Annotated in this window: 24 protein-coding genes and 2 tRNA genes; 13 read left to right on the top strand and 13 right to left on the bottom strand. The window is 47.0% G+C overall.

Going from position 1 to position 23,836, the window contains the following annotated elements:
• Positions 1–10: 10 nt before the first annotated feature.
• Positions 11–1,321, bottom strand: a complete 1,311-nt coding sequence (locus Pas1_RS02760; protein ID WP_112204617.1) for a homoserine dehydrogenase — start codon at positions 1,319–1,321, stop codon at positions 11–13.
• The gene (locus tag Pas1_RS02755; protein ID WP_112237513.1) at positions 1,318–2,574 is read right to left on the bottom strand and encodes a pyridoxal phosphate-dependent aminotransferase; all 1,257 of its coding nucleotides are present in this window, start codon (positions 2,572–2,574) and stop codon (positions 1,318–1,320) included. Before Pas1_RS02755 ends, Pas1_RS02760 begins: the two co-directional genes overlap by 4 nt.
• 78 nt (positions 2,575–2,652) lie before the next feature.
• On the opposite strand from Pas1_RS02755, the gene Pas1_RS02750 reads away from it, so the two are divergent.
• The 10 genes from Pas1_RS02750 to Pas1_RS09735 all read left to right on the top strand — a co-directional run bounded on the left by Pas1_RS02750 (position 2,653) and on the right by Pas1_RS09735 (position 12,689).
• Positions 2,653–3,033 (top strand): Mth938-like domain-containing protein, encoded by a 381-nt coding sequence (locus tag Pas1_RS02750; RefSeq protein WP_112204621.1) that lies wholly within the window; start codon positions 2,653–2,655, stop codon positions 3,031–3,033.
• Positions 3,030–4,724, top strand: a complete 1,695-nt coding sequence (locus tag Pas1_RS02745) for an ArnT family glycosyltransferase (protein ID WP_112294426.1) — start codon at positions 3,030–3,032, stop codon at positions 4,722–4,724. Before Pas1_RS02750 ends, Pas1_RS02745 begins: the two co-directional genes overlap by 4 nt.
• A gap of 6 nt (positions 4,725–4,730) precedes the next feature.
• A complete protein-coding gene (locus tag Pas1_RS02740; RefSeq protein WP_112294425.1) occupies positions 4,731–5,888 on the top strand; it encodes a DegT/DnrJ/EryC1/StrS family aminotransferase in 1,158 nt (385 codons plus the stop codon).
• Between the two features lie 63 nt (positions 5,889–5,951).
• A complete protein-coding gene (locus Pas1_RS02735) occupies positions 5,952–6,923 on the top strand; it encodes a glycosyltransferase (RefSeq protein WP_112204627.1) in 972 nt (323 codons plus the stop codon).
• Entirely contained in the window at positions 6,924–7,799 is an 876-nt protein-coding gene (locus tag Pas1_RS02730; RefSeq protein ID WP_112209509.1) for a formyltransferase, read from the top strand.
• 18 nt (positions 7,800–7,817) lie between these two features.
• Positions 7,818–8,864, top strand: coding sequence for a bifunctional UDP-4-keto-pentose/UDP-xylose synthase (locus Pas1_RS02725; RefSeq protein WP_112209510.1), 1,047 nt, complete (start codon positions 7,818–7,820; stop codon positions 8,862–8,864).
• 10 nt (positions 8,865–8,874) lie between these two features.
• Positions 8,875–9,792, top strand: coding sequence for a polysaccharide deacetylase family protein (locus Pas1_RS02720; RefSeq protein WP_112294424.1), 918 nt, complete (start codon positions 8,875–8,877; stop codon positions 9,790–9,792).
• An 18-nt stretch (positions 9,793–9,810) separates the two neighbouring features.
• A complete protein-coding gene (locus tag Pas1_RS02715; RefSeq protein ID WP_112294423.1) occupies positions 9,811–10,278 on the top strand; it encodes a peroxiredoxin in 468 nt (155 codons plus the stop codon).
• A gap of 208 nt (positions 10,279–10,486) precedes the next feature.
• Positions 10,487–12,151, top strand: coding sequence for a PhoH family protein (locus tag Pas1_RS02710; RefSeq protein WP_112209512.1), 1,665 nt, complete (start codon positions 10,487–10,489; stop codon positions 12,149–12,151).
• Entirely contained in the window at positions 12,132–12,689 is a 558-nt protein-coding gene (locus tag Pas1_RS09735) for a C40 family peptidase (protein ID WP_112237503.1), read from the top strand. The genes Pas1_RS02710 and Pas1_RS09735 overlap by 20 nt, the downstream gene beginning before the upstream one ends.
• On the opposite strand, the gene dnaB is transcribed toward Pas1_RS09735, so the two are convergent.
• The 6 genes from dnaB to Pas1_RS02675 form a co-directional block, all read right to left on the bottom strand.
• On the bottom strand, positions 12,686–15,190 hold the full coding sequence (gene dnaB, locus Pas1_RS02700) for a replicative DNA helicase (protein ID WP_112294422.1): 2,505 nt from the start codon (positions 15,188–15,190) through the stop codon (positions 12,686–12,688). The two genes, Pas1_RS09735 and dnaB, sit on opposite strands and share 4 nt — an antisense overlap.
• Before the next feature lie 24 nt (positions 15,191–15,214).
• A complete protein-coding gene (gene rplI, locus Pas1_RS02695) occupies positions 15,215–15,667 on the bottom strand; it encodes a 50S ribosomal protein L9 (RefSeq protein WP_112204643.1) in 453 nt (150 codons plus the stop codon).
• A gap of 13 nt (positions 15,668–15,680) precedes the next feature.
• Positions 15,681–15,953 (bottom strand): 30S ribosomal protein S18, encoded by a 273-nt coding sequence (gene rpsR, locus Pas1_RS02690; RefSeq protein WP_112204645.1) that lies wholly within the window; start codon positions 15,951–15,953, stop codon positions 15,681–15,683.
• Positions 15,954–15,965: 12 nt separating this feature from the next.
• Positions 15,966–16,259, bottom strand: a complete 294-nt coding sequence (gene priB, locus Pas1_RS02685; protein ID WP_112204647.1) for a primosomal replication protein N — start codon at positions 16,257–16,259, stop codon at positions 15,966–15,968.
• 59 nt (positions 16,260–16,318) lie between these two features.
• Positions 16,319–16,693: a 30S ribosomal protein S6 gene (gene rpsF / locus Pas1_RS02680; RefSeq protein WP_112204649.1), complete on the bottom strand. Its 375-nt coding sequence runs from the start codon at positions 16,691–16,693 to the stop codon at positions 16,319–16,321.
• 113 nt (positions 16,694–16,806) lie between these two features.
• Positions 16,807–17,883, bottom strand: coding sequence for an asparaginase (locus Pas1_RS02675; RefSeq protein ID WP_112209516.1), 1,077 nt, complete (start codon positions 17,881–17,883; stop codon positions 16,807–16,809).
• 63 nt (positions 17,884–17,946) lie between these two features.
• On the opposite strand from Pas1_RS02675, the gene lexA reads away from it, so the two are divergent.
• On the top strand, positions 17,947–18,666 hold the full coding sequence (gene lexA / locus Pas1_RS02670) for a transcriptional repressor LexA (protein ID WP_112204653.1): 720 nt from the start codon (positions 17,947–17,949) through the stop codon (positions 18,664–18,666).
• Positions 18,667–18,734: 68 nt separating this feature from the next.
• On the opposite strand, the gene Pas1_RS02665 is transcribed toward lexA, so the two are convergent.
• The 5 genes from Pas1_RS02665 to uvrC all read right to left on the bottom strand — a co-directional run bounded on the left by Pas1_RS02665 (position 18,735) and on the right by uvrC (position 22,100).
• Entirely contained in the window at positions 18,735–19,190 is a 456-nt protein-coding gene (locus tag Pas1_RS02665) for a hypothetical protein (RefSeq protein ID WP_112294421.1), read from the bottom strand.
• A gap of 95 nt (positions 19,191–19,285) precedes the next feature.
• Positions 19,286–19,359 (bottom strand) — tRNA-Cys (locus Pas1_RS02660).
• A gap of 48 nt (positions 19,360–19,407) precedes the next feature.
• Positions 19,408–19,483 (bottom strand) — tRNA-Gly (locus tag Pas1_RS02655).
• A gap of 73 nt (positions 19,484–19,556) precedes the next feature.
• A complete protein-coding gene (gene pgsA, locus Pas1_RS02650) occupies positions 19,557–20,132 on the bottom strand; it encodes a CDP-diacylglycerol--glycerol-3-phosphate 3-phosphatidyltransferase (RefSeq protein ID WP_112204657.1) in 576 nt (191 codons plus the stop codon).
• A 48-nt stretch (positions 20,133–20,180) separates the two neighbouring features.
• Positions 20,181–22,100, bottom strand: coding sequence for an excinuclease ABC subunit UvrC (gene uvrC / locus Pas1_RS02645; protein WP_112294420.1), 1,920 nt, complete (start codon positions 22,098–22,100; stop codon positions 20,181–20,183).
• Here uvrC and earP point away from each other — a divergent pair.
• A complete protein-coding gene (gene earP, locus Pas1_RS02640) occupies positions 22,099–23,169 on the top strand; it encodes an elongation factor P maturation arginine rhamnosyltransferase EarP (protein WP_112294419.1) in 1,071 nt (356 codons plus the stop codon). The genes uvrC and earP overlap by 2 nt on opposite strands.
• A gap of 86 nt (positions 23,170–23,255) precedes the next feature.
• Complete coding sequence (gene efp, locus Pas1_RS02635; RefSeq protein WP_112204670.1) at positions 23,256–23,816, top strand: elongation factor P; 561 nt, start codon at positions 23,256–23,258, stop codon at positions 23,814–23,816.
• Positions 23,817–23,836: the final 20 nt, after the last annotated feature.

The following is a 23,836-nucleotide window of genomic DNA, read 5'->3' as shown; positions in this document are numbered from 1 at the left end:
TCTTTAAATACTAGGATAAGTTCTCTAAACGAATCTTAATGACTTCACCCGTTACCGTTTTCAAGCCTTGAATCTCTTGAATTGCAGCCAACATATTTTTCTCTTTAGTTTCGTGCGTGAGCATAACTAGATCAGTTTGGCTTTCGCCCTCATTGGCTTCTTTTTGAAGAAGCGCATCGATAGAGACGCCATGGGAAGCCAAGATTTTGGTAATTTCCGCTAAGACACCTGCCTGATCTGCTACCCGCAAACGCAAGTAGTAACTTGTGGTGATCTCACCAATTGGCAGAACAGGAATATCCTGCACGGCATCAGACTGGAAAGCCAAATGGGGTACGCGATTTTGAGGATCGGCCGTTAACAAGCGTGTCACATCAACTAAGTCTGCAATCACAGCAGATGCGGTTGGCTCAGAGCCAGCACCCTTACCGTAATACAAAGTGGTGCCCACTGCATCACCAAAGACTTGTACCGCATTCATAGCACCTTCAACGTTAGCAATCAAACGCTTGCTTGGTATTAAGGTGGGGTGAACACGCAACTCTATACCAGCAGATGTTTTCTTGGCAATGCCCAGTAATTTGATCCGATAACCCAATTGCTCAGCGTAACGAATATCAGTAGCAGATAACTTAGTAATACCCTCCACATGGGCTTTATCAAACTGCATTGGAATACCGAATGCAATTGCGCTCATGATCGTTGCTTTATGAGCAGCATCAACGCCTTCAATATCGAAGGTTGGATCTGCTTCTGCATAGCCCAGACGCTGAGCTTCTTTGAGGACGGTAGCAAAGTCCAAGCCTTTGTCACGCATCTCGGAAAGAATGAAATTGGTGGTGCCATTAATAATGCCAGCGAGCCACTCAATACGATTAGCGGTTAGGCCTTCACGCAAAGCTTTAATAATTGGAATGCCGCCAGCAACAGCTGCTTCAAAAGCGACCATCACACCTTTTTCGTGGGCTGCCTTGAAGATCTCATTGCCGTGTACCGCAATCAAAGCTTTATTAGCAGTCACTACATGCTTGCCTGCGGCGATCGCTTCCATTACGAGGTCTTTGGCAATGCCATAGCCACCAATCAACTCGACCACAATATCAATCTCAGAGTTATTGATAACGGCGCGAGCATCGCTGACGATCTGAGCGTGATTGCCAACCAATTCTTTGGCACGCTGAACATTTAAATCTGCTACGGTATGAATGCGGATACCACGACCCGCACGGCGCTGAATCTCATCTTGATTACGTTCAAGAACATTGAATACACCGCTACCAACAGTGCCAATACCTAATAGACCTACTTGGATCGGTTTCATGATGCCTTTGCTGCAGAAGAAGCCGCTTTACGGCCATGTTTATTACGATAGCGCTCTAAGAAGCTAGCCAAACGAGTAATCGCTTCTTTAAGAACGTCCTCATGAGGTAAAAACACAACACGGAAATGATCTGGAGTGGCCCAGTTAAATCCGGAGCCTTGTACCAAGAGTACTTTTTCTTCTTTTAATAAATCAGCAATGAATTGTTGATCATCTGTGATTGGATACATCTCCGGATCCAGCTTGGGAAAGAGGTACAAGGCAGACTTTGGTTTGACACAAGTCACACCAGGAATCGCAGTAATGAGCTTCCAAGCAATATCACGCTGTTTTGCCAGGCGACCGCCCTCTGCTACTAAATCATTAATACTTTGATAGCCACCTAAAGCCGTCTGAATCGCGTATTGGCCTGGAACATTGGCACAGAGTCTCATTGAGGACAACATATTGAGTCCCTCAACATAATCTTGCACCATCGACTTATCGCCTGAGACCACCATCCAGCCAGCCCGGTAGCCGCAGGATCGATAGTTCTTGGATAAACCATTGAAGGTAATGGTGACAACATCCCGAGAAAGGGAAGCCAAAGACACGTGCTTCTCTTGGTCATACAGCATCTTGTCGTAGATCTCATCGGCAAACAGAATCAAGCCATGCTCACGAGCAATCTTAGTCAGCTCAGTTAATACTTCGGTGGAATAAATTGCACCCGTTGGATTGTTGGGATTGATCACCACAATCGCTTTAGTCCGTGGCGTAATTTTTTTACGCAGATCGGCTAAGTCAGGAGCCCACTCTTTAGACTCATCGCATAAGTAGTGCACTGGTGTACCGCCAGACAAACTCACTGCTGCCGTCCATAAGGGATAGTCTGGTGCCGGCACCAATACTTCGTCACCATTGTTCAGCAATGCATTCATAGCAAGAACGATTAACTCGGATACACCGTTACCGGTATAAATGTCATCGAGAGTGACACCCTGGATACCTTTTTCCTGGCAATACTGCATGATGGCTTTGCGAGCAGCAAAGATTCCTTTTGAATCGGAGTAAGCAGAAGCATTGGCCAAATTACGAACCATATCTAACTGAATTTCTTCAGGGGGATCGAAGCCAAAGATGCCCACATTGCCAATGTTGAGCTTGATGATCTTTTGCCCCTCTTCCTCCATGCGCTGAGCCAACTCGAGCACGGGCCCACGAATGTCATAACAAACGTCTTTTAGTTTTTCGGACTTAAGGATCGGCTTCACGTTAAATTAGAGGTAAGTTCTTGAAATCTTGGAAAAAATGCCTAGCTATAATCACCATAATTATGACAGAGAGTCCATGTGAAGCTTGAATCTGACCCCCATTCTGGAGCTAATACCATTACTGGTTACGGCGATGGCTACGTTGAAATCAACAAAGTCCCCCATCAACACGCTGTTCTACTGAGCTCCAATGGCGAGATCAGTCCATGGCCGGTAGCCCGTTTTAGTGAGCTTCAAAGCGAGCATTTTTCACAAATAGCTACCCTCAAGCCAGAATTAATCATCATTGGAACTGGTAAACGTCAGCAATTTCCTAAACCAGAACTGCTTAAGCCATTAATTGCTGCCAAGGTGGGTTTTGAAATCATGGACTCACAAGCGGCCTGTAGAACGTACAACATTTTGGTTGGCGAAGGACGTCGAGTTTTACTCGCACTGATCGTTGAAGGCGATTCATGAGCTTTAGCTCCAGAAAACCCGAGACTCTATTAACTCCGGGCAAAGTTCTTTTGCTCTTAGCCATTTATGCATTACTTTGGTTCGGTAGTCTCAACTATCGACATCTCATTCCGTCAGATGAAGGTCGCTATGCAGAGATGGCACGCGAGATGTTGGTGACAGGCGACTGGGTTACGCCGCGTTACAACGGCTACCAATACTTTGAGAAGCCTCCGCTACAAATTTGGGTCACTGCAATTGCATTTAAGATTTTTGGCATTGGTGATTGGCAAGCGCGTTTATGGTCGGCGTTAACGGGTTTTATCACGATTCTCTTCGCTGGCTTTACGAGCGCACGTATCTATGGTGCTCGAGCAGGCTGGCTAACTGCCGCTGTGCTTGCGTCAAGTCCGATGTGGATTATTGGAGGTCACTTTAATTCACTCGATATGGGTTTGTCTGCATTTTTAGTTGCAGCGCTATGCAGTCTTTTGTTATCACAAACATCGAACAATAAAAATGCAAGCAGGCAATGGATGTGGGTCTGCTGGATCATGATGGGTCTAGCAACACTCTCCAAAGGCCTGATTGGCGCAGCCATACCGCTCATGGTGTTGATTGCGTATTCCATTAGCAGTTGGAATTGGAAAATCTGGAAGCAACTTTCAGTACTGAGTGGTTTGATTATTTTTCTAGCCATTACTGCGCCATGGTTTGTATTAGTTTCAAGCCGTAATCCCAATTTCGCAGAATTCTTTTTCATTCACGAACATCTGCAGCGGTTCACCAATGATGCCCATAGCAGAACCGGCCCAATCTATTACTTTGTCCCCTTGCTTCTGATTGGCTTCTTGCCCTGGATCTTCCAGATTCCCGGCGCAATTGCACAAGCTTGGAGAGAATCCAAGCGGGGCTTCTCTAGCGCTTGGTTATTGGTGTGTTGGTTTGCTGTAATTTTTGGATTCTTTAGCGTATCTCACTCCAAGCTGCCTGGCTACATCATGCCAATCTTTCCAGCACTTGCCATCTTGGTTGGCTATCGTCTCAATCACAACTTAGGCCAAATGAATGTACTCAAGTTCACTTGGCAATTGCAGACTCTTGCCTTCGCAATTTCGGGTGGCATCGGATTTGTGTTCTTAGATAAAGTGGGCGCTCAAGCGCGTCCCGATGAAATCGCTGCCTATGCAAGTTATGTGTCTTGGATTATTGCTGCTTTAATTACATTGATCGTTTTTTCCCTGCTTGCTGCTTGGCAAGCTAAGCGTAATGGTCTTACCAGCATCGCTAGTTTTGCGATGGGATTCTTTTTATGCGCCATCATTGCTGGCACCGGCCATGAAACTTTAGGCCGCGCTGTCTCAGGAGTTGATCTGGCTGAGCGCGTGAAATTGATTATTCCAGAGAAAGTGAATTTCTACTCTGTTCGCATTCTGGATCACACCCTGCCCTTTTATTTAGGCAAAACGATGATCATGGTAGAAGATCCTGATGAGCTGGAATTTGGTGTAAGCCAGGAGCCCAATCTCTGGCTACCTACTTTAGATGCTTTCATCGTGCGCTGGAAAGAAGATCCCACTAGCTATGCCTTGATGGTACCCGAGCAATATACGCAACTGCAACAGCAGGGCTTACCAATGCAAGAGGTGGATCGCGACTCCCGTCGAGTTATTGTGAAACATCCCGATAGCCCGCAATCTCTGCAACAATAAGGCACCATGGCAGATACCCCCTTTATTCCGTTTACGCGCCCCAGCTTTGATCAAGCTACGATTGATGCTGTTGGTGAAGTATTGCGCTCGGGTTGGGTTACATCAGGCCCCAAGTTAGCCGAGTTTGAATCTGCCTTGAGTGACTATTTTGGCGGTCGTCCAGTACGTTGCTTTGCTAACGGCACGGCTACCATGAAGATTGCTCTCCAAGTAGCAGGCATTGGCGAAGGCGACGAAGTGATTACTACCCCCATCTCTTGGGTTGCTACCTCTAATGTGATTTTGGGTGTGGGTGCTAAGCCCGTCTTTGTTGATATTGATCCGATCACCCGCAATCTCGACTTAGCCAAAGTTGCCGCTGTAGTTACCTCTAAGACACGCGCCATCATGCCCGTCTATCTTGCAGGCTTACCGGTCAATATGGATGAACTTCATAGCTTAGCTAAACAATACAAATTGCGCGTGATTGAAGATGCTGCACAAGCAATAGGCTCGACTTGGAAAGGTCATAAAATCGGTAGCATCGGTGATCTTGTGAGTTTTAGTTTTCAGGCCAATAAAAATCTTTCGACCGTTGAAGGCGGCTGCCTGGTTTTCAATAATCTAGATGAGGCAAAACTTGCTGAGAAGTTACGTTTACAGGGCGTGACTCGGCAAGGTATGGATGGCATGGACGTCGATGTACTTGGTGGTAAGGACAACCTCACCGATGTCAATGCGGTCATTGGCTTACATCAACTCAAACAGCTCCCTCAATTTCAGGCTAAACGTGCTGAGTTAGCGCGTCACTACTTTGCAACTCTTCGTCAAGAAATGAAAACCGCTGGTCTTGAGAGTTTGAACTTAGAGTTACCCCCAGAAAATTTCACTGAGACAAATTGGCATATGTTTCAAGTGGTCTTACCATTAAATCAACTCCATGTTGATCGCGCGCAAGTCATGACAGAACTAAAAGAGATGGGCATTGGTACAGGGGTACATTACCCAGCCATCACTGGCTTTAGTCTTTACAAAAAACTGGGGTATCAAGTCGGTGCTACACCAATTGCTGAGCGCATCGGCAAATCAATTTTGACCCTACCGCTATTCCCGGGCCTCACCCAGGTGAACGTTGAGTTCATCTCCAAGAGCATGGTTGCCATCCTCAAAAAACACGCTAAATAGTCCTTTAAGTGCCTCTCTAGGTCAGAATAAGGGCTAAATGCCAAGATCAGGCAAAATTGCGGCATGACTGCGAATATAGCCACCCCAGCCAATAAGCCTCAACTGAGCATCGTTATCCCGGTATATAACGAGGAAGATGGTCTTCAAGCCCTCTTTGATCGTCTCTACCCTGCAATGGATAGCGTAGCAGCCAAGCATCAACTCTCCTACGAAATCATCTTCGTAAACGATGGCAGCAAAGATCGTTCGGCTGGAATGCTTAGCAAGCAATTTGAGCTTCGCCCTGACCAAACCCGCGTTCTGTTATTTCATAGTAATTTTGGTCAGCACATGGCAATCATGGCAGGCTTCGAATATGCTGGGGGCGATTACATCATTACCCTGGATGCTGATCTTCAAAATCCTCCCGAAGAAATTGATGCTTTAGTTGTCGAATTACTTAAGGGTCATGATTACGTTGGCACGATTCGTGCAAACCGCCGTGACAGCTTCTTTCGTAAATTTGCATCACGCATGATGAATCGTCTGCGCCACAGCATTACCCATATTACGATGACCGATCAAGGCTGCATGTTAAGAGCTTATAGCCGTCGAATTGTGGACTTGGTCCGTCAATGTGATGAGAGCAACACTTTCATTCCAGCCCTTGCTTACACCTTTGCTGCTAACCCAGTAGAGATTTCGGTAAAGCACGAAGAGCGTTTTGCTGGTGAATCCAAATACAGCCTCTATCAGTTGATTCGCTTGAACTTTGACTTAGTTACCGGCTTCTCAGTGATGCCACTTCAGATCTTCTCTATTTTGGGCATGCTGCTTGCCTTGGCTGCAGGCAGCCTGTTTGTCTACCTCTTGGTACGTCGCTTCTTGCTAGGCGCAGAGGTAGAGGGCGTCTTTACCCTCTTCGCTTTAACCTTCTTCTTGATCGGCGTGATGTTATTTGGTCTCGGTTTAGTAGGCGAATACATTGGGCGTATCTACCAACAGGTTAGACAACGTCCTCGCTATGTTGTCAAAACTGTTCTCGAGAAAAAATAATTGCGTGTAGTCGTCTTTGCTTATCACGATGTAGGCGTCAATTGCTTACAGGCCTTGCTGGATGCAGGCGTTCAAGTCGATCTGGTGGTAACGCATCACGATGATCCTAATGAGAATGTTTGGTTTGGTAGTGTTGCTAAACTCTGTCAAGAAAAACAGATACCTTATGTTCAGCCAAGCGCTAGTGAATTAGTAAGTCTTGCTCCAAAACTCCAAGTACTTGCACCAGACTATCTATTTTCTTTTTATTACCGCTATATGATTCCTGCAGAGCTTCTGAGTTGCGCCAAGATCGCAGCTCTGAATATGCATGGTTCATTACTACCAAAGTATCGTGGTAGAGCGCCGGTTAATTGGGCGATACTGCATGGTGAATCCGAAACCGGTGCGAGCTTACACATCATGGAAGCCAAGCCCGATGCAGGCGATATTGTTGGTCAAGAAGCAGTAACGATTGGTCCTAATGAAACCGCAACAGAGGTATTTACCAAAGTGAGTAAGGCCGCTGTAGTAGTTCTCAAAAGCGTTCTTCCAAAACTGCTCCATGGCCAAGTTCCTCGCGAACCCAATCTTTTGAGTGAGGGTAGTTATTTTGGTGGACGCAAGCCTGAAGACGGACGGATTATCTGGGGCCAAACAGCTCAGCAGGTTCATAACTTGGTCCGCGCGGTAGCACCCCCCTATCCTGGCGCTTTTACCGAATATCACGGGCAAACGCAGATTGTGGCTAAAACCCGTTTGGACGGGCCATTTCCGCGGGGGCTTGATCTTCAGACCCCAGGAGTCCAAGTGGTTGATAATCGGGTATTTGGCATCTGCGGAGACCATCAGGCTCTGGAAATTCTGGATTGGTATCCCGCAAACAAAACTTCATGAAAACGGGGCAGTAAGAAGATGAAAAAAGTACTCATTCTGGGTGTTAATGGCTTTATCGGCCACCACCTCTCCAAACGTATTTTGGAGACGACTGATTGGGATGTCTATGGCATGGACATGCAAAACGATCGCTTAGGCGATTTGATCAATCATCCACGGATGCATTTCTTTGAGGGTGATATCACCATCAATAAAGAATGGGTTGAATACCATATTCGTAAATGCGATGTGATCCTGCCCTTAGTTGCAATTGCAACCCCTGCAACTTATGTTCAGCAACCACTTAAAGTATTTGAGCTCGACTTTGAGGCTAATTTGCCCATCGTGCGCTCTGCGATGAAATACAAAAAGCATTTGGTCTTCCCTTCAACCTCAGAAGTCTACGGCATGTGCGAAGACAGCGAGTTTGATCCCGGCACATCCAATTTAGTTTACGGTCCGATTAACAAACCCCGTTGGATTTATGCCTGCTCTAAACAGCTGATGGATCGCGTGATCTGGGGTTACGGCATGGAAGGTTTACGCTTTACCCTGTTCCGTCCGTTCAATTGGATTGGGCCTGGTCTAGACAGCATCTACACACCTAAAGAAGGTTCCTCACGCGTGGTAACCCAGTTCTTGGGTCACATCGTTCGTGGTGAACCCATTAACTTAGTGGATGGTGGCGCTCAAAAAAGAGCCTTCACTTATATTGATGATGGTATCGATGCTTTGATGCACATTATTGCGAACAAGAATGATGTTGCTAATGGCAAGATTTATAACATTGGCAATCCTAAAAATAATCACTCTGTGCGCGAACTCGCTAATCAGATGCTCGAGATTGCTAGAAGCATTCCTGAGTACGCCAAGACTGCTAAAGAAGTGAAGATTGTTGAGACTACTTCAGGCGCCTATTACGGCGAGGGCTATCAAGACGTTCAGAACCGCGTCCCTGCAATCGATAACACTATGGCTGAATTAGGCTGGAAACCTACAACCACGATGACCGATGCGCTCAAGAATATCTTTGAAGCTTATCGTATGGATGTGGATAAAGCCCGCCAGCTCGTCGACTCAGAATAATTCGGGGTCCATGGCAAAAATTGCTCTCAAGGTTGATGTTGATACCTTACGCGGCACTCAAGAAGGCGTCCCCAATTTAGGGCGCCTCCTCCAACGGCACAATTTAAAGGCTACCTTTTTATTTAGCTTAGGGCCAGACCATACCGGTTGGGCATTAAAGCGCGTCTTTCGTCCAGGCTTTCTGAAAAAAGTGAGTCGCACCTCTGTCTTAGAACACTACGGACTTAAAACACTCTTGTATGGCGTTCTGTTGCCTGGGCCAGATATTGGCAAGGAGGCGGCTAATGAAATGCGTGCTGTTGATCAATCGGGTCATGAGACTGGCATTCATACTTGGGACCATGTAGCCTGGCAAGATGCCGTCCGTGATCGAGATCCACAGTGGACTCAAACGCAAATGCAAAAGAGCTGGGATCGCTTTGTAGAGATCTTTGGCCATCCTCCAATCACCTATGGAGCAGCAGGCTGGCAAATGAATGAGGCCGCTTTTGAGCAACTCGATCAATGGGGTATTCGCTTCTCCTCTGATGGTCGATCTGAACCAAACCTCATGCCCTACCGCTTGGCACTTCCATCTGGTAAAGCAAAACACGTCCAATATCCAACCACCCTCCCCACATTTGATGAACTCATTGGTGTAGATGGGGCTTCAGAACTCGATGCGGTGAAACAAATACTGGCTATTACCCAAAGCAACCCTAATGACCAAGTCTTCACATTGCATGCTGAACTCGAAGGGCAAAAACTCCTCCCCGCCTTTGAAGCCTTGATTCGAGAATGGCTAGAGCAGGGTCATGATCTAGTCACAATGGGAGAGTTACATCAATCCTGGGAAGCAACAAAACAGCTTGATAAGATAGCGGTACTCCCCCTAGCTTGGGCCGAGATTCCGAATCGCAGTGGTGAACTAATCGTACAAACCCATTAACACTTAAGAGAGACCAATATGACTGTATCCATCGGCCACAATATCCCTAACTGTGCGATTCCTGCCACATCAGGACTGACCTTCAGCCCAGAGTCTGCAAAAGGCAAAAAACTGGTGCTCTACTTTTATCCTAAAGATATGACTCCTGGATGCACGGCTGAATCTGGCGAGTTCAGAGATCACATTGAGGCATTTACCAAAGCCAATACTTTGGTCGTTGGCGTCTCCCGCGATAACCTCAAGTCACACGATAACTTCCGCAGTAAGTTGGGTCTGCCATTTGAATTGGTAGCCGATACCGAAGAAAAACTATGCCAGCTTTTTGGCGTCATGAAAATGAAAAATATGTATGGGAAACAAGTCCGTGGCGTTGAGCGCAGCACCTTCCTATTTGACGCTTCAGGCAAGCTGGTCAAGGAGTGGCGCGGCCTGAAAGTTCCCGGTCATGTGACAGAAGTATTACAAGTTGCCCAGGCAATTAAATAAATTTGCTGCAGTTGCTTGCAAAGCCTTAAATTTGGGGTAAAGTATTTATATGCACCGTAAACGACGGGAAAGTCTGACAATCCGTTTGAATCATCAGCCTGAAGACTCTAGAGCAGGCACGGTAAGTAACCCCCTCTTTTTTGTATCCAGTTTCATCACAAACCGTCAACGCAAATCGCTTGGCGGTTTTTTCTTTTAGGAGAGCTGCATGCCATTGCCCCCCATCCCAACTCAAATTGCTGGTCAAGTGAAATTGAGCACCAAAGACACACCTGATTTAAAGAAACGTCCTGCTCCAGCAAAACCTGTTGTGATGGAAAATCATGCGCCTGATTGGGCTAGTGATGATGAGGTCGATTTATCTGCTGCAGAAGAAGCCTTAGAGAAGATTAAAAGCGATCATCGCCCAGCGCAAATTCAGCGCACCGAGGCTAAAGCTCCAGCTCCAGAAAAGCCAAAGCGAATCATCCGTACCGGCCCACCCAGCTTGTTTGTGCTCGATACCAATGTGTTGATGCACGATCCTAGCTCGCTCTTCCGCTTTGATGAGCACGATCTATTCTTGCCAATGACCACTCTGGAAGAGTTAGATAACCATAAGAAGGGTATGACCGAAGTAGCGCGTAATGCCCGAACCGTTAGCCGCTCGCTCGACCAACTGATTGCCGGCACCAATGGTTCGCTAGATGAAGGCATTCCACTGAACAAGCTAGGCAACCAAGATGTTTCTGGTCGCCTCTACTTCCAAACCAAGTTATCGACCCAAGCTTTGCCTGAAGGTTTGCCTGAAGGTAAAGGCGACAACATGATCTTGGCGGTAGTGAGTGAATTACAAAAAACTCGCCAAGGCCAAGAGGTAGTGCTGGTTTCTAAAGATATCAATATGCGTATCAAGGCGCGCGCCTTGGGATTGCCTGCAGAAGATTATTTCAATGATCAAGTCTTAGAAGATCGCGACCTAATGTACTCGGGTGTCATGACGCTGGCAGCCGATTTCTGGCCTAAGCATGGTAAATCGATGGAAAGCTGGGCTGACTCTAAGTCAGGCACCATGTTCTATCGTGTGACTGGCCCAGCTGTGCCAAGCATGCTGGTCAATCAATTTGTATACCAAGAGAATCCTGACGGCTCCACGCCTTTCTACGCTCAAGTACGCGAGATCAATGGTAAGACTGCCCTACTCCAAACCTTGAGAGATTTTTCTCATCAAAAGAATAATGTGTGGAGTGTCACAGCACGTAATCGTGAGCAGAACTTTGCAATGAACCTGCTCATGAATCCTGAGATTGATTTTGTAACACTCTTGGGCCAAGCCGGTACAGGCAAAACCTTATTAGCCTTGGCCGCTGGTCTCGAACAAGTACTCGATAGCAAACGCTATAACGAAATCATCATCACACGTGCCACAGTTCCTGTTGGGGAAGATATTGGCTTCTTACCAGGCACCGAAGAAGAAAAAATGCAGCCTTGGATGGGAGCATTTGACGATAACCTCGAAGTGCTTCATCGCAACGACGATAACGCTGGTGAATGGGGCCGTGCTGCCACCCAAGAACTGATTCGTTCACGCATCAAAGTAAAGAGCATGAACTTTATGCGCGGCAGAACCTTTGTTAGCAAGTTTGTGATCATTGACGAGGCGCAAAACTTAACACCAAAGCAAATGAAAACTTTAGTTACCCGTGCAGGTCCTGGCACAAAGATTGTGTGCTTGGGTAATATTGCTCAGATTGATACGCCTTACTTGACTGAGGGGTCTTCGGGTCTGACCTATGTTGTCGATCGCTTTAAGGGTTGGCGTCATGGCGGCCACATTACCTTAGCTCGGGGCGAGCGTTCCCGTCTTGCGGATCATGCTGCAGACGCACTCTAAATCGCAATCATCATGCCGCACTCTCCTGGGGTGCGGCATTTTTATTTGTGCTTTGCTAGCACTATCGGGTTGTAGCACCTTCTCCAGCTCAACAGGTAAGCACTCCAATCCTAAGCTCGCTCAATTCAAAAATGATACGAGTGTGGGTACTGAAGACATTTCGATTGCAGCAGTCGGTTTAGTGGGCGTTCCTTATCGCTGGGGTGGCAATAATCCGAATGGTGGCTTTGATTGCAGTGGCTTAATCAACTACGTCTATCTCAAGGCTGCAAGCATCAAATTACCGCGGACCATCCAAGAGATGAGTAATAAGGGTCGCAGTGTTGATAATCAAGCGCCCGCACCAGGTGATTTGTTGTTCTTTAATACCACCGGTGAAAAGTATTCACACGCAGGCATTTATGTGGGTCAAGGACGTTTTGTCCATGCCCCTAGTGCAGGTGGCACAGTTCGTTTAGAGCAAATTGAAAGCCCTTACTGGGCAGCACGCTTTACGGAAGCGAGAAGGTTTAGCTTCTCAAGCCAGCGCGCGAATTAAAACGGCTCGTAGCCACCAGAGGAGTAGCCAATAGATCCTAGTGCCAAGTTATCGAACTTGGTATATGGACCTTGCCAGCTCAGGCGGATTGTCCCGATCGGACCATTACGCTGTTTACCAATAATGATCTCTGCCATACCTTTATCTGTCGTGGTATCTGGGTGATAGACCTCGTCACGATAAATAAACATGATTAAGTCAGCATCTTGCTCAATCGCGCCTGACTCCCGCAAGTCAGACATGATGGGGCGTTTATTAGGACGTTGCTCAAGACCCCGGTTTAACTGAGACAGGGCAACTACAGGGCATTGCAGTTCTTTTGCAAGCGACTTTAAGGAACGGGAGATCTCAGAGATTTCCGTGGCACGGTTTTCAGAACTAGAGCCACCACTACCACTCATGAGCTGCAAATAGTCGATCACGACCAAGCCGAGTGTGCCGCCAAAGTTTCGGGCAATGCGTCTAGCGCGAGCACGGAGCTCGAGACTCGATAAAGAGCCGGTTTCATCAATCAGAATTTGGGTATTACTGAGGCGGGCAATGGCATCAGTCACGCGAGGCCACTCATCATCTTGCAACTTGCCAGTACGCATTCGACTCTGATCTACCTTGCCTACCGAACCTAGTAAACGAGAGGCCAATTGCTCACCCGACATCTCCATCGAGAAGAGAACTACTGGCAAACCTTCAGAAAGGGCTACGTTCTCGGCAATATTCAGTGCAAATGCGGTGTTATGGGTAACAACGTAATCGTCCGTTATATATGTTCTCTGAGGATGACTCACTGAAATACATTGCGCCTCAGACATCCTGGAGGGTTCAATACTTTTGAATGAAAGCCTGCGTTGACGATCCCAACTTGCTCGTAACCTTTCAGTCTTTTCAGGCAGAGTAAACGCTTGAAAACCAGGGCCAAAACTCATATTTAGAACATAACTGAGGCGACCTTGCTTCTTTTCACCCTTGTAGGTATAGCTTGTCTGCTTATGCGCTATTGAGCAAAAGCCACCCAATGATCTGGCTAAAGATGCAACATCTTCAGACAATTGCTTGCTTGCTGTACAAAAGCGAATGGAGCCCCACTTCTCAATCCAGCCATCAGTGTCCATTAGCCCCTGAAATAAAGCGAGACGAGAATTCTTATTGGCCTCAAGATAAGTTGCTGGAATATATTTATCAAAACTTCTGCACCCAAGAACACCTATATCCTGCAATGCAGACCTAAAATAATTTGTTGGAACTGTTTGACGTGCACCATTGGCTGCGACTCTCGCTTTAGAGACTATTCTCCAGTCGTATGCATTAGCATGCACCAACTCCATCTCATAGTTCGCAAGTAAATTCATACGCTCTACCAACTCTGGAGATTTGGTAGAGAATGAAATGCTGGTATGAGATAAAGCCAAAGTTCCATCGCCAAGCAATGCACCCAATACCCAGGGATGAATTGGCAATGCATTCGAATGACCAAAATCACCTGATACAGGGTCAATCCATAGTCTGTTCTTATATCGAACACACTGCAGCATTTCCATTAAACGAGCTGTATTGATAACGCGCGGCTCAGACCAATCGCGATACATCACACGCCATAGGTGCTCATCGCAACACTCTGCTTGACGACCATCTGAAAAAGTGACTTTGTATATCTGCTTAAGGCCTTGTGGGTAAATGCCAGTCACCATTGAATGCTGACCATCCACCGAAGCGAGGCGATCGCCAAAACGTAAATCACCCATCAACTTCCAACCATCAACCGTTTTGATCTTTGCGTCTAAAGGTTGCGCCTTGCCCATAGAGGGTCTACCGGCCACAATAACCAAATCACCTTTTTGTAAGCCACTCGTTTGTTTGTCTAGATCGATGAAGCCTGTAGCAATACCAGTGATATCGCTTCCACCTTGACGGTTATAAAGCTCATCGATTCGTGCAACAACAGATTTGAGCAAAGGTTCGATTTCGAGCCAGTCGTTTTTGCGATTGCCCTCTTCACCGATCTGCAAAATGCGAGACTCTGCCTCATCAAGCAAAGTTCTGACAGTGCGACCTTCAGGCACAAAAGCCGAGTTCACAATACTGTCTGAGACTTCAATTAAGCGCCGCAGAATACTGCGATCACGCACGATATCAGCGTAGCCTTTGATATTTGCTGAGCTGGGTGTGTTCTGCGCTAAAGAATTTAAATAATCAATACTAACGAGATCGCCGCCCTGCTCTGCCTTAACGGCGTCGTGCACAGTAATTACGTCAGCGGGTTGATTCTCACCAATTAGTCGTGCCAGTACCTTAAATACCAAGGCATGCTCAGGACGATAGAAATCTTTATCAGTTAACACGCCGCCCAAACGGTCCCAGGCGGTGTTATCGAGAAGTAGACCGCCGAGCAGTGACTGCTCGGCTTCTACGGAGTGAGGCGGGACTTTTAAAGCCTGCAAGACTGAGTCCCCAGAACCCGTCATGCCGGGATTCAGCGTAACAGAACGTGAACGGGATTCAGCCATGAGGCTAGTTTACAGGTCTAAAACTTAAGCTTGCTCGCCAATGACACGAATGGTGATATCAGCCACTACATCGGTATGAACAGCAACCGCTACAGGGTGATCACCAACCATTTTCAATGGGCCAGTAGGCATACGAATAGACGCTTTTTCAATCACAAAACCCTTGGTCTTTAAACCATCAGCAATGTCATGATTAGTAACCGAACCGAACAAACGGCCATCTACGCCAGCTTTTTGACTAATTTCTAAAACGAGGTCTTTCAACTTCACGCCAATTGCTTGCGCAGCAGCCAATTTCTCAGCAGCCAGCTTTTCCAATTCAGCGCGACGCACAGCGAAGTCAGCAATCGCCGCTTCAGTTGCACGCCGGGCTTTGCGTTGTGGGATCAAGAAATTACGAGCGTAGCCATCTTTGACACGAACTACGTCGCCAAGATTGCCCAAATTGGTCACTTTTTCTAAAAGAATAATTTGCATAGTGGGCTCCTAATTATTTCTTATGTTGATCTGAGAAAGGCAACAGAGCCAAGAAACGGGCACGCTTGATAGCGGTGTCCAATTGACGCTGATACTTTGCTTTTGTGCCGGTCAAACGTGCAGGGGTAATCTTTGCATTTTCAGCAATGAAGTCCTTCAAGGTATCGACATCTTTGTAATCGATCTGCTCAACACCAGCAACAGTAAAACGGCAATAACGCTTACGCTTGAACAATGGGTTCTGAGCGGGCTTCTTTTTGAAATCGGGTTTCTTTCCAAACGCCATGATGATTCCTCTTTAATCTTTCAATTGAATATGGGTAATGTGGAAAACGAGTCTTTGATTACGTAAGGTCTTGGGGGCTAGGAATCCTTCAAACACTGCCTTGGCTCCTAAATCCATTTGCTCTATGCCCTTTTGAATCGGACCGATTGCAATAGCTTCAACACTCATCTGAATTTTCCTCGCTACTCCTACTTCGTTAGCTTCACCAGCATGTTCTAACTGGCAATGCATTACTGGTATTCCAGCGGGGGTAAATCGAATTGCGTCTTTAGCAACCAAGCGTGCAGTTAGGGTGAAATGATTCAACGCCGTTCCGCCACTCTATTTCGTTTCGTAGTCTCTGTTTTCCTCTTCAAATTTCTTACTTAGACGGCCAATTCAGGCGCATCGGTATGAGCTTGTTTGCGTGCTTCTTCACGTTGAACTTCTTTCATCATGATGGAGGGCTCTGTTTCAGCTTTCTTAGTCTTGATGATGAGATGACGCAAAACAGCATCATTAAACTTGAACGCATGCTCGAGCTCTTCCAGAGTTTTCTGGTCGCACTCAATATTCATACAAACGTAATGGGCTTTAGCAAGTTTGTCGATCATGTAAGCCATCTGACGACGACCCCAATCTTCAATACGATGAACTTTGCCGCCGCTGGCAGCTAAGGTCGCCTTGTAGCGATCAATCATCGCTGGCACTTGCTCGCTTTGGTCCGGGTGGACGATAAAAACGATTTCATAATGACGCATCTAACACTCCTTTAGGGTAAAGCCACCTGGGCGTCTTGCTAAGTTCTGATGGTTGTGGAACTTAGCGACCAGTGTGGCAAGGTAGTAACAAATTGTAGGTAAACCTAAAACCCTTACCTGACTTCAGGCAAGACCGCTATTCTAGCAAAAAAATCCTGCCAAGTCAGCGATTTAGCGCTACCGCCTTCTAAATCTGCAGCATTTAACGCCAATTGCAAGGCCACCCTGGCTTTGGCGCTCGAAAGCTTTCCAGAGGCCATGAAGCCTGGGGCATCTTGCTCTGGAATATTGGGATAAACCGGGCCTGCGCCAGTGCGAGTGCTTCTCACAATGCCTATGCCCTGCTTAGCAGCCTGCTCTAAAGCAAACTTCCAGGCATCATGAAAGCCTCCCAAGCCCGAGCCCGCGACTACCAAGCCTCTGACACCTGTTTTAAGCCAATGGGCAATAGCTGCCTCTCTAGCGCCTGCATGGCTAGTCAAAATCTCGACCCAGGGCCAAGCATCTTCTGCTGGGATCGGCAAATCTGCCTTGAAGTTCGCCAAAGTCTCACGAACCATCGACAACCAAGAGGGGTTAATTAAGTGCATTGGGCTTGAAGGTGAGTCTTGGATGGGGGCATTGAGGGCGCTGCTATGCCGTTTGGCAAGATCTGCAGCCAAGCAAACCTGGCCTGAAAACACCCCATAAACCCCGCCTGGGGCATTATCCAAGGAGGTGGCAGCCCAGCCAATCGAAGCCATCAAGTTCTTTGGCCCATCCGCCCCAGGCGCATTGGCTGGTAGCATCGCACCAGTCAAAACCACCCGCTTACCTAAGCTTGCAGCCAGCTTGCTGCAAGTGGACTGGAGAAATAGTCCAGTCTCTTCCAAGGTATCCGTACCATGGGTGATCACGATCCCCGAGACTTGAGGATTTAAAAGGGATTCCCTGACGGCATTGCCGAGCTGGGTTAGCAGCTCTTCACTCAGATTGCGACTGTTGATATTGGCAAGCTGCTGGGGGATAAGGCGGATGCCCTCCGGAAGAGCCGACTTTAACTGGCTCAGCAGGGTGTCCACGCCCAATTGTCCAGCCTCATACTGAAGGGGGTTTGCAGAGGGATTAGGAGTCACCCCAGCGATCGTGCCGCCCATTCCGAGAATCAGGATATGGGGAGAACTCGAGGTATTTGTGGTTTTTGTGCTCATGGTTCATTATCCCGCTTCCCAAATTCTCTTGAATTGTCCAAAACTGCTGTATACAATCACAGCATGGACATAAATACAGTCGATTTCCCTGAGGAGCTAGCTGCCCTCCCCAAACTCACTCCCCGCCAAAGTGAGATTTTGGAACTTATTACCAGCGCGATTGAAGAAAGTGGTCTGCCACCTACTCGCGCAGAAATTGCAACGCGCTTAGGTTTTGCATCTGCCAATGCAGCTGAGGAACACTTGCGCGCTTTAGCTCGTAAAGGTTATGTTGAATTGAGTCCTGGTACATCACGCGGCATTCGGATTCCACAACGCTTCAACCAATCCCACACTCAATCTCGCCCACGTCAAATGTCCTTACCTTCGGGCGCGTTACAACAATTGACTCTGCCTCTTATTGGTAGAGTTGCTGCAGGCTCCCCCATCATGGCGATTGAGCATATTGAGAAACACGTTCCAATTGATCCGAGTTTATTTAGCAAAGGTGCTGATTATTTACTTAAAGTAAAAGGCATGAGCATGCGCGATGCCGGCATTTTAGATGGTGATTACCTTGCCGTTCGCAAAACTACTGAAGTACGCAATGGTGATATTGTGATTGCGCGCTTAGATGACGAAGTCACTGTCAAACGTTGGCAGCAAAAGAAAACTGCAGACGGTCTAGTAATCGAACTACAAGCAGAGAACCCCGACTTCAAAAATATTGTGGTGGACTCCCGGCAAGCGAACTTCGCTATCGAAGGTCAAGCAGTTGGTTTGATTCGGTCAGGCGGCTTATAGAGCTTAGCTAAAGCACTAATAGAAAAGGCCTCGTTAGAGGCCTTTTGCTTATGTACTTCCTGCCAGTCTTAACGCTTAGTAGGAGAAATCACATTCGCGTTCTTGGGAGATGAAGTAATCACAATGATTGTCTTGGGTCCACTAAATGAACCCTCGGAAACTTCGACCGTTGCCGTTCTATCACCTTTGGTGAATACCAAAATACTGGTCTTAGCCTTGACTGCACTGACTGTATTCCAGCCAGCCTTAGGATACTCAGATTGGAAGAAAGCGTAAACATCAGTTGCGCCTTGCAGAGCATTAATCACTGCGCGCCCTACCCATTGATCACCGCGCCCAATGATGATGGACTCACCACCAACAATTTTGGCGCCTTGTGGCAAAGGCATATCACCCAATAGTTGAGTCTGGACTTCTTGGACTTCAGCTTGTGTACCACTTGGAGAATCGCCTGATGCGCAAGCAAATAATACGGAGCCTAAGAGAATTAAGAATCCGGCTTTGATCATTTTGAATAAAGTCATGTTTTGCTCTTTTCGATTATTTTTTCTAGAGTCATACAAATTACAGCAACTAGAAGTATTTTAGGTGAAGCCACTATTTCGTCAAGGGAAATAGTTGGAGGCGCGTGAGGGAATCGAACCCCCGTACGAAGCTTTGCAGGCTCCTGCCTAACCACTCGGCCAACGCGCCAGAACTTGAATCAAAAATGGGAAGCTTTTCAGGGCTTCCCATCAAAATTGGAGCGGGAAAGGAGGTTCGAACTCCCGACCTATACCTTGGCAAGGTATCGCTCTACCAGCTGAGCTATTCCCGCATAACAGGGCGACAGTTTAACAAACAATCGCCAAGAGAGCATTATTTCAATTTAAGAGAGGTGCTACCTCAGCTTAATTGGCCTTGCCACTCAGTTGGGGTAAGGCCTTTTGCAGGTAATAGAACATTGACCATAAGGTTAAAAAAGCAGCAACCCAAATCAACCAGGTTCCGACCCGAGCACAATTTAGCCAACCAAAAAGAGTGTCATTGAGCAGTAAAAAAGGAATCGCTATCAGCTGTGCCGTAGTTTTGAGCTTACCAACCAAATGCACTGCCACACTTCTGCCCGCGCCTAGGAGTGCCATCCATTCACGCAGTGCCGAGATCGTAATCTCGCGTCCAATAATGACTAGGGCCACCCAAACCTGAACACGGTCCATATTGAGCAGAACTAGCAATGCGGCAGCTACGATGAGTTTATCCGCGACTGGATCTAGAAACTGCCCAAAAGCCGATTCTTGTTTAAGACGTCTAGCCAGAAAACCGTCTAACCAATCTGTGATGGCTGCTGAAACAAATAAAATCGTTGCAAATAGATTTTGATCAAACGGAGATAACCAAGAATTAGGTAAGTAAAAAATGGCTAGCAATAATGGGATGGCGGCAACGCGCAACCAGGTTAAAGCGATTGGTAAATTAAAAGGCATCGTGTAAGCATAAACCAATGCCAAATATTGGTAGCAGGACTCCAGAAATCAGTGTAGCTGTCGATAGATTTGCTCTGCCAGAGTCATTGAGATTCCATCTACTCCAGCAATTTCTTCAACGGTAGCACCAGCTACGCCACGTAAGCCCCCGAAACGGGCCAAGAGTTTTTGACGACGCTTTGCCCCAATACCCTCAATCTCTTCCAAACGAGAAACTGTTCTGGCCTTAGCACGTTTGGCTCTCATACCAGTGATTGCAAAGCGATGTGCCTCGTCCCGAATTTGCGCAACCAATAATAAGGCTGCGCTATCGATGCCCAACTCGAGCGGTTTACGCTCATCAGCAAAGATGAGCGTCTCTAAACCTACCTTACGCCCCTCACCCTTAGCAACACCCACAATCAAACTAATATCCATACCGAATTCAGTGAGGACTTGTCTGGCCATCTCAACCTGCCCTTTACCGCCGTCAATCAAAATCACTTGCGGTAATTTATCAACGGGTAATTCTTGAAAATTGGCATAACGTCTTTGCAAGACTTGACGCATCGCTGCGTAATCATCTCCAGGAGTGATGCCGTCAATATTGAAACGACGGTATTCACTCGATTGCATATCGTTCTTGGCATACACCACACAGGATGCTTGAGTTGCCTCACCAGAGGTGTGACTAATATCAAAGCACTCAATGCGGAGTTGCTCCAGATTTTCTAGATCTAAGCTCAGAACATCCGCTAGCGCTCGGGCGCGGGCTAACTGCCCTCCTGTCTCTACCAAGCGCTTGGTGAGTGCAAGCTTGGCATTGCCCTCTGCCATAGCTAACCAGTGGCGACGCTGACCTTGGGGTTGATGTAAGAAGGTAATTTTTTTACCTGCTTGGATGCTTAATAAACTTTGTAAACTCTCGACTGATTTATCTTCAGAAGACCCACCATCTTCAGCTGCAATCTGCAAAGAGTGATTCAGAATAAAGACAGGGGGAATTAAATTAGTCGTACTTGCTCCCCCCTCGGTCGGCTCATCCTCTAAGTAATGTTGCTGAATAAAGGTTTCTAAGATTTCTGCTGGGCTGGCTTGTTCACCCGAAGACATTCGCAGACCTTTAGGGAAATACGGCCTATCCCCCAAGTGGCGGCCACCGCGCACCATTGCCAGATTGACGCAAATCATTCCCTCCATCTGCGCCACTGCGATGATGTCAACGTCACCCTCGCCATCGGCGACAGTATCCATCGATTGCTGTTGCAGAACACTAGAGAGGTCAGCAATACGATCCCGCATGACAGCAGCCATTTCAAATTCCATCGCCTCGCTATGCGCTTCCATCTCTTTTTCTAATTCAGATAGCACGCGACTATGGTCGCCCTCTAAGAAACGGGTTGCCTGCATAACGTCCTGCCCATACTGCTCTTCACTCAGTCGCCCCACACAGGGTGCACTACAGCGATGAATTTGATGGAGTAGGCAAGGACGACTACGATTCTTAAACACAGAGTCTTCGCAAGTACGTAAGCGAAATACTTTCTGCAGAATCTGCACGCTATTACGGACTGCCCATGAATTTGGAAAAGGACCAAAGTAACGGTTGCGTTTATCTACCTTGCCACGATATGAAGCTAGGCGCGGAAATGTATGGCCTGTGAGCATGACATAGGGATAAGATTTATCATCCCGGAACAAAATATTGAACGGCGGCGACAACTCCTTAATCAGATTGTTTTCTAAAATTAAGGCTTCGGTTTCAGTTCGTGTTACCGTCGTTTCATAGCGGGCAATTTTGCGCACCATATTTTGAATTCGTGGAGATAACTGGGTGCGCTGAAAATAACTCGATACACGCTTTTTGAGGTTGCGGGCCTTACCCACATACAGAATATGTCCTGCTTCATCAAAAAAGCGATATACCCCCGGCAATCCGGGAAGCCGTTTAACGTCCTGCTGAAGGGTTTCAAAAAGCGAATTACTCATGCGTTGGGATATTTTCTGCCAAATCGTCGATAACTATGGTGATGCCGGTATTTGCTGGCGTCTAGCCCGAAGCTTAACAAGTCTTTATGGTCAAGAGGTCCGTATTTTTTGCGATGACCTGCCAACCCTCAATTTACTCGCCCAAGGCTGTCCAGTAGAGATTGGGGAGAAAATCAGAACAGAGTCTTGGGAGGCCAGTTTTGAAAATGCGCGCCACCCTATTGAACCCCCCGATGTTGTGATTGAAGCATTCGGCTGCGATTTACCTGAACGCTATCTATCAGGCTTGCTGATCGCCCCCAAAAAGCCAGTCATTATTAATCTGGAATATCTGAGTGCTGAACCTTGGGTGCTGGGCTTTCATGCAAAGGCTTCACCTCAAGCCCATGGAATACCGAAATATTTTTTCTTTCCTGGATTTCAGGAGGCTGCGGGGGGCATCCTTGTTGATCCTATTCCTACCGAACAATTTCAAGCTGCAAGCAATATTCCTAAGAGCTTGATGAATACTTGGGGGAAGCTGCGGCCTGGTGCAAAGCGCATTAGCGTGTTCTGCTACCCTGGCTTCCCACTGCGCAAATGGATTGAAGACTTGGGTTCAATAGGTGAGCCAATCGATGTGATTCTCACTCATGGCCATGCTGAGCTTTTAAAGATGGGTTCTAAAGAATCTCTTGAGCTGGCTCCCAGCATTCAAGTGCTTTCAATACCATTTATTTCTCAAGATGATTACGACTGGTTTCTTGCTCAGTGTGACTTGAATATCGTTCGTGGAGAAGATTCATTTATCCGCGCTCAATTGGTTGGTAAGCCATTTATTTGGCATATCTATCCACAGGGTGATCAAGCACATCAAGTCAAATTGGCAGCCTTTTTAGAGCTCTATCTTGCTTGCGCAGGTGCGCCTTTACAGAATGCTTGCCGAAATGCCATGAATTGGGCACTGCCCCATACCTGGTTTTCGGAGTTAGATGGCTGGACCATACATGCCAAGGCTTGGCAGGCAGATTTACTGGAAAAACAAGGTGATGGGGGCTTGGCAGCACGTTTGGTCAAGTTCGTGAGTTAACCCCCTGTGGACTAGGTCTGCGGGCGGTTACAATGCTGTCTTTGATAAAAATCGCAGATTATTGATCTGCCCTCAGGAATAGCAAGATGAAAACAGCACAAGAACTCCGCGTTGGTAACGTAGTAATGCTCGGTACCGATCCTATGGTTGTATTAAAGGCTGAATATAGCCGCTCAGGTCGCAACTCTTCCGTTGTGAAGATGAAATTTAAAAACCTGATATCTGGCGCGCCTAACGAAGGTGTTTACAAAGCGGATGATAAGTTCGATGTCGTAATCCTGGAGAAGAAAGATTGCACCTATTCTTACTTTGCCGACCCAATGTATGTCTTTATGGATTCTGAATACAACCAATACGAAGTTGAAGCAGAATTTATGGGTGATGCACTCCATTACCTCGAAGAAGGAATGCCATGTGAAGTGGTGTTCTATGAAGGTAAAGCGCTTTCTGTCGCAATGCCAAACTCTTTGGTTCGTGAAATTACTTACACCGAGCCAGCAGTTAAAGGCGACACCAGTTCAGGCAAAGTATTGAAGAACGCTAAGCTTGCCACTGGTTATGAATTACAGGTCCCCTTGTTCTGTAACACTGGCGACAAGATTGAAATTGATACCCGCACTGGTGAATACCGCAGTCGCGCCAATTAATTACCAAGCCTCAGATCTTA

This window comes from Polynucleobacter paneuropaeus, assembly GCF_003261235.1.
GTDB lineage: Bacteria > Pseudomonadota > Gammaproteobacteria > Burkholderiales > Burkholderiaceae > Polynucleobacter > Polynucleobacter paneuropaeus.
Note: the sequence above shows the minus strand (reverse complement) of the source record. Positions and strands in the feature narration are given on the sequence as shown.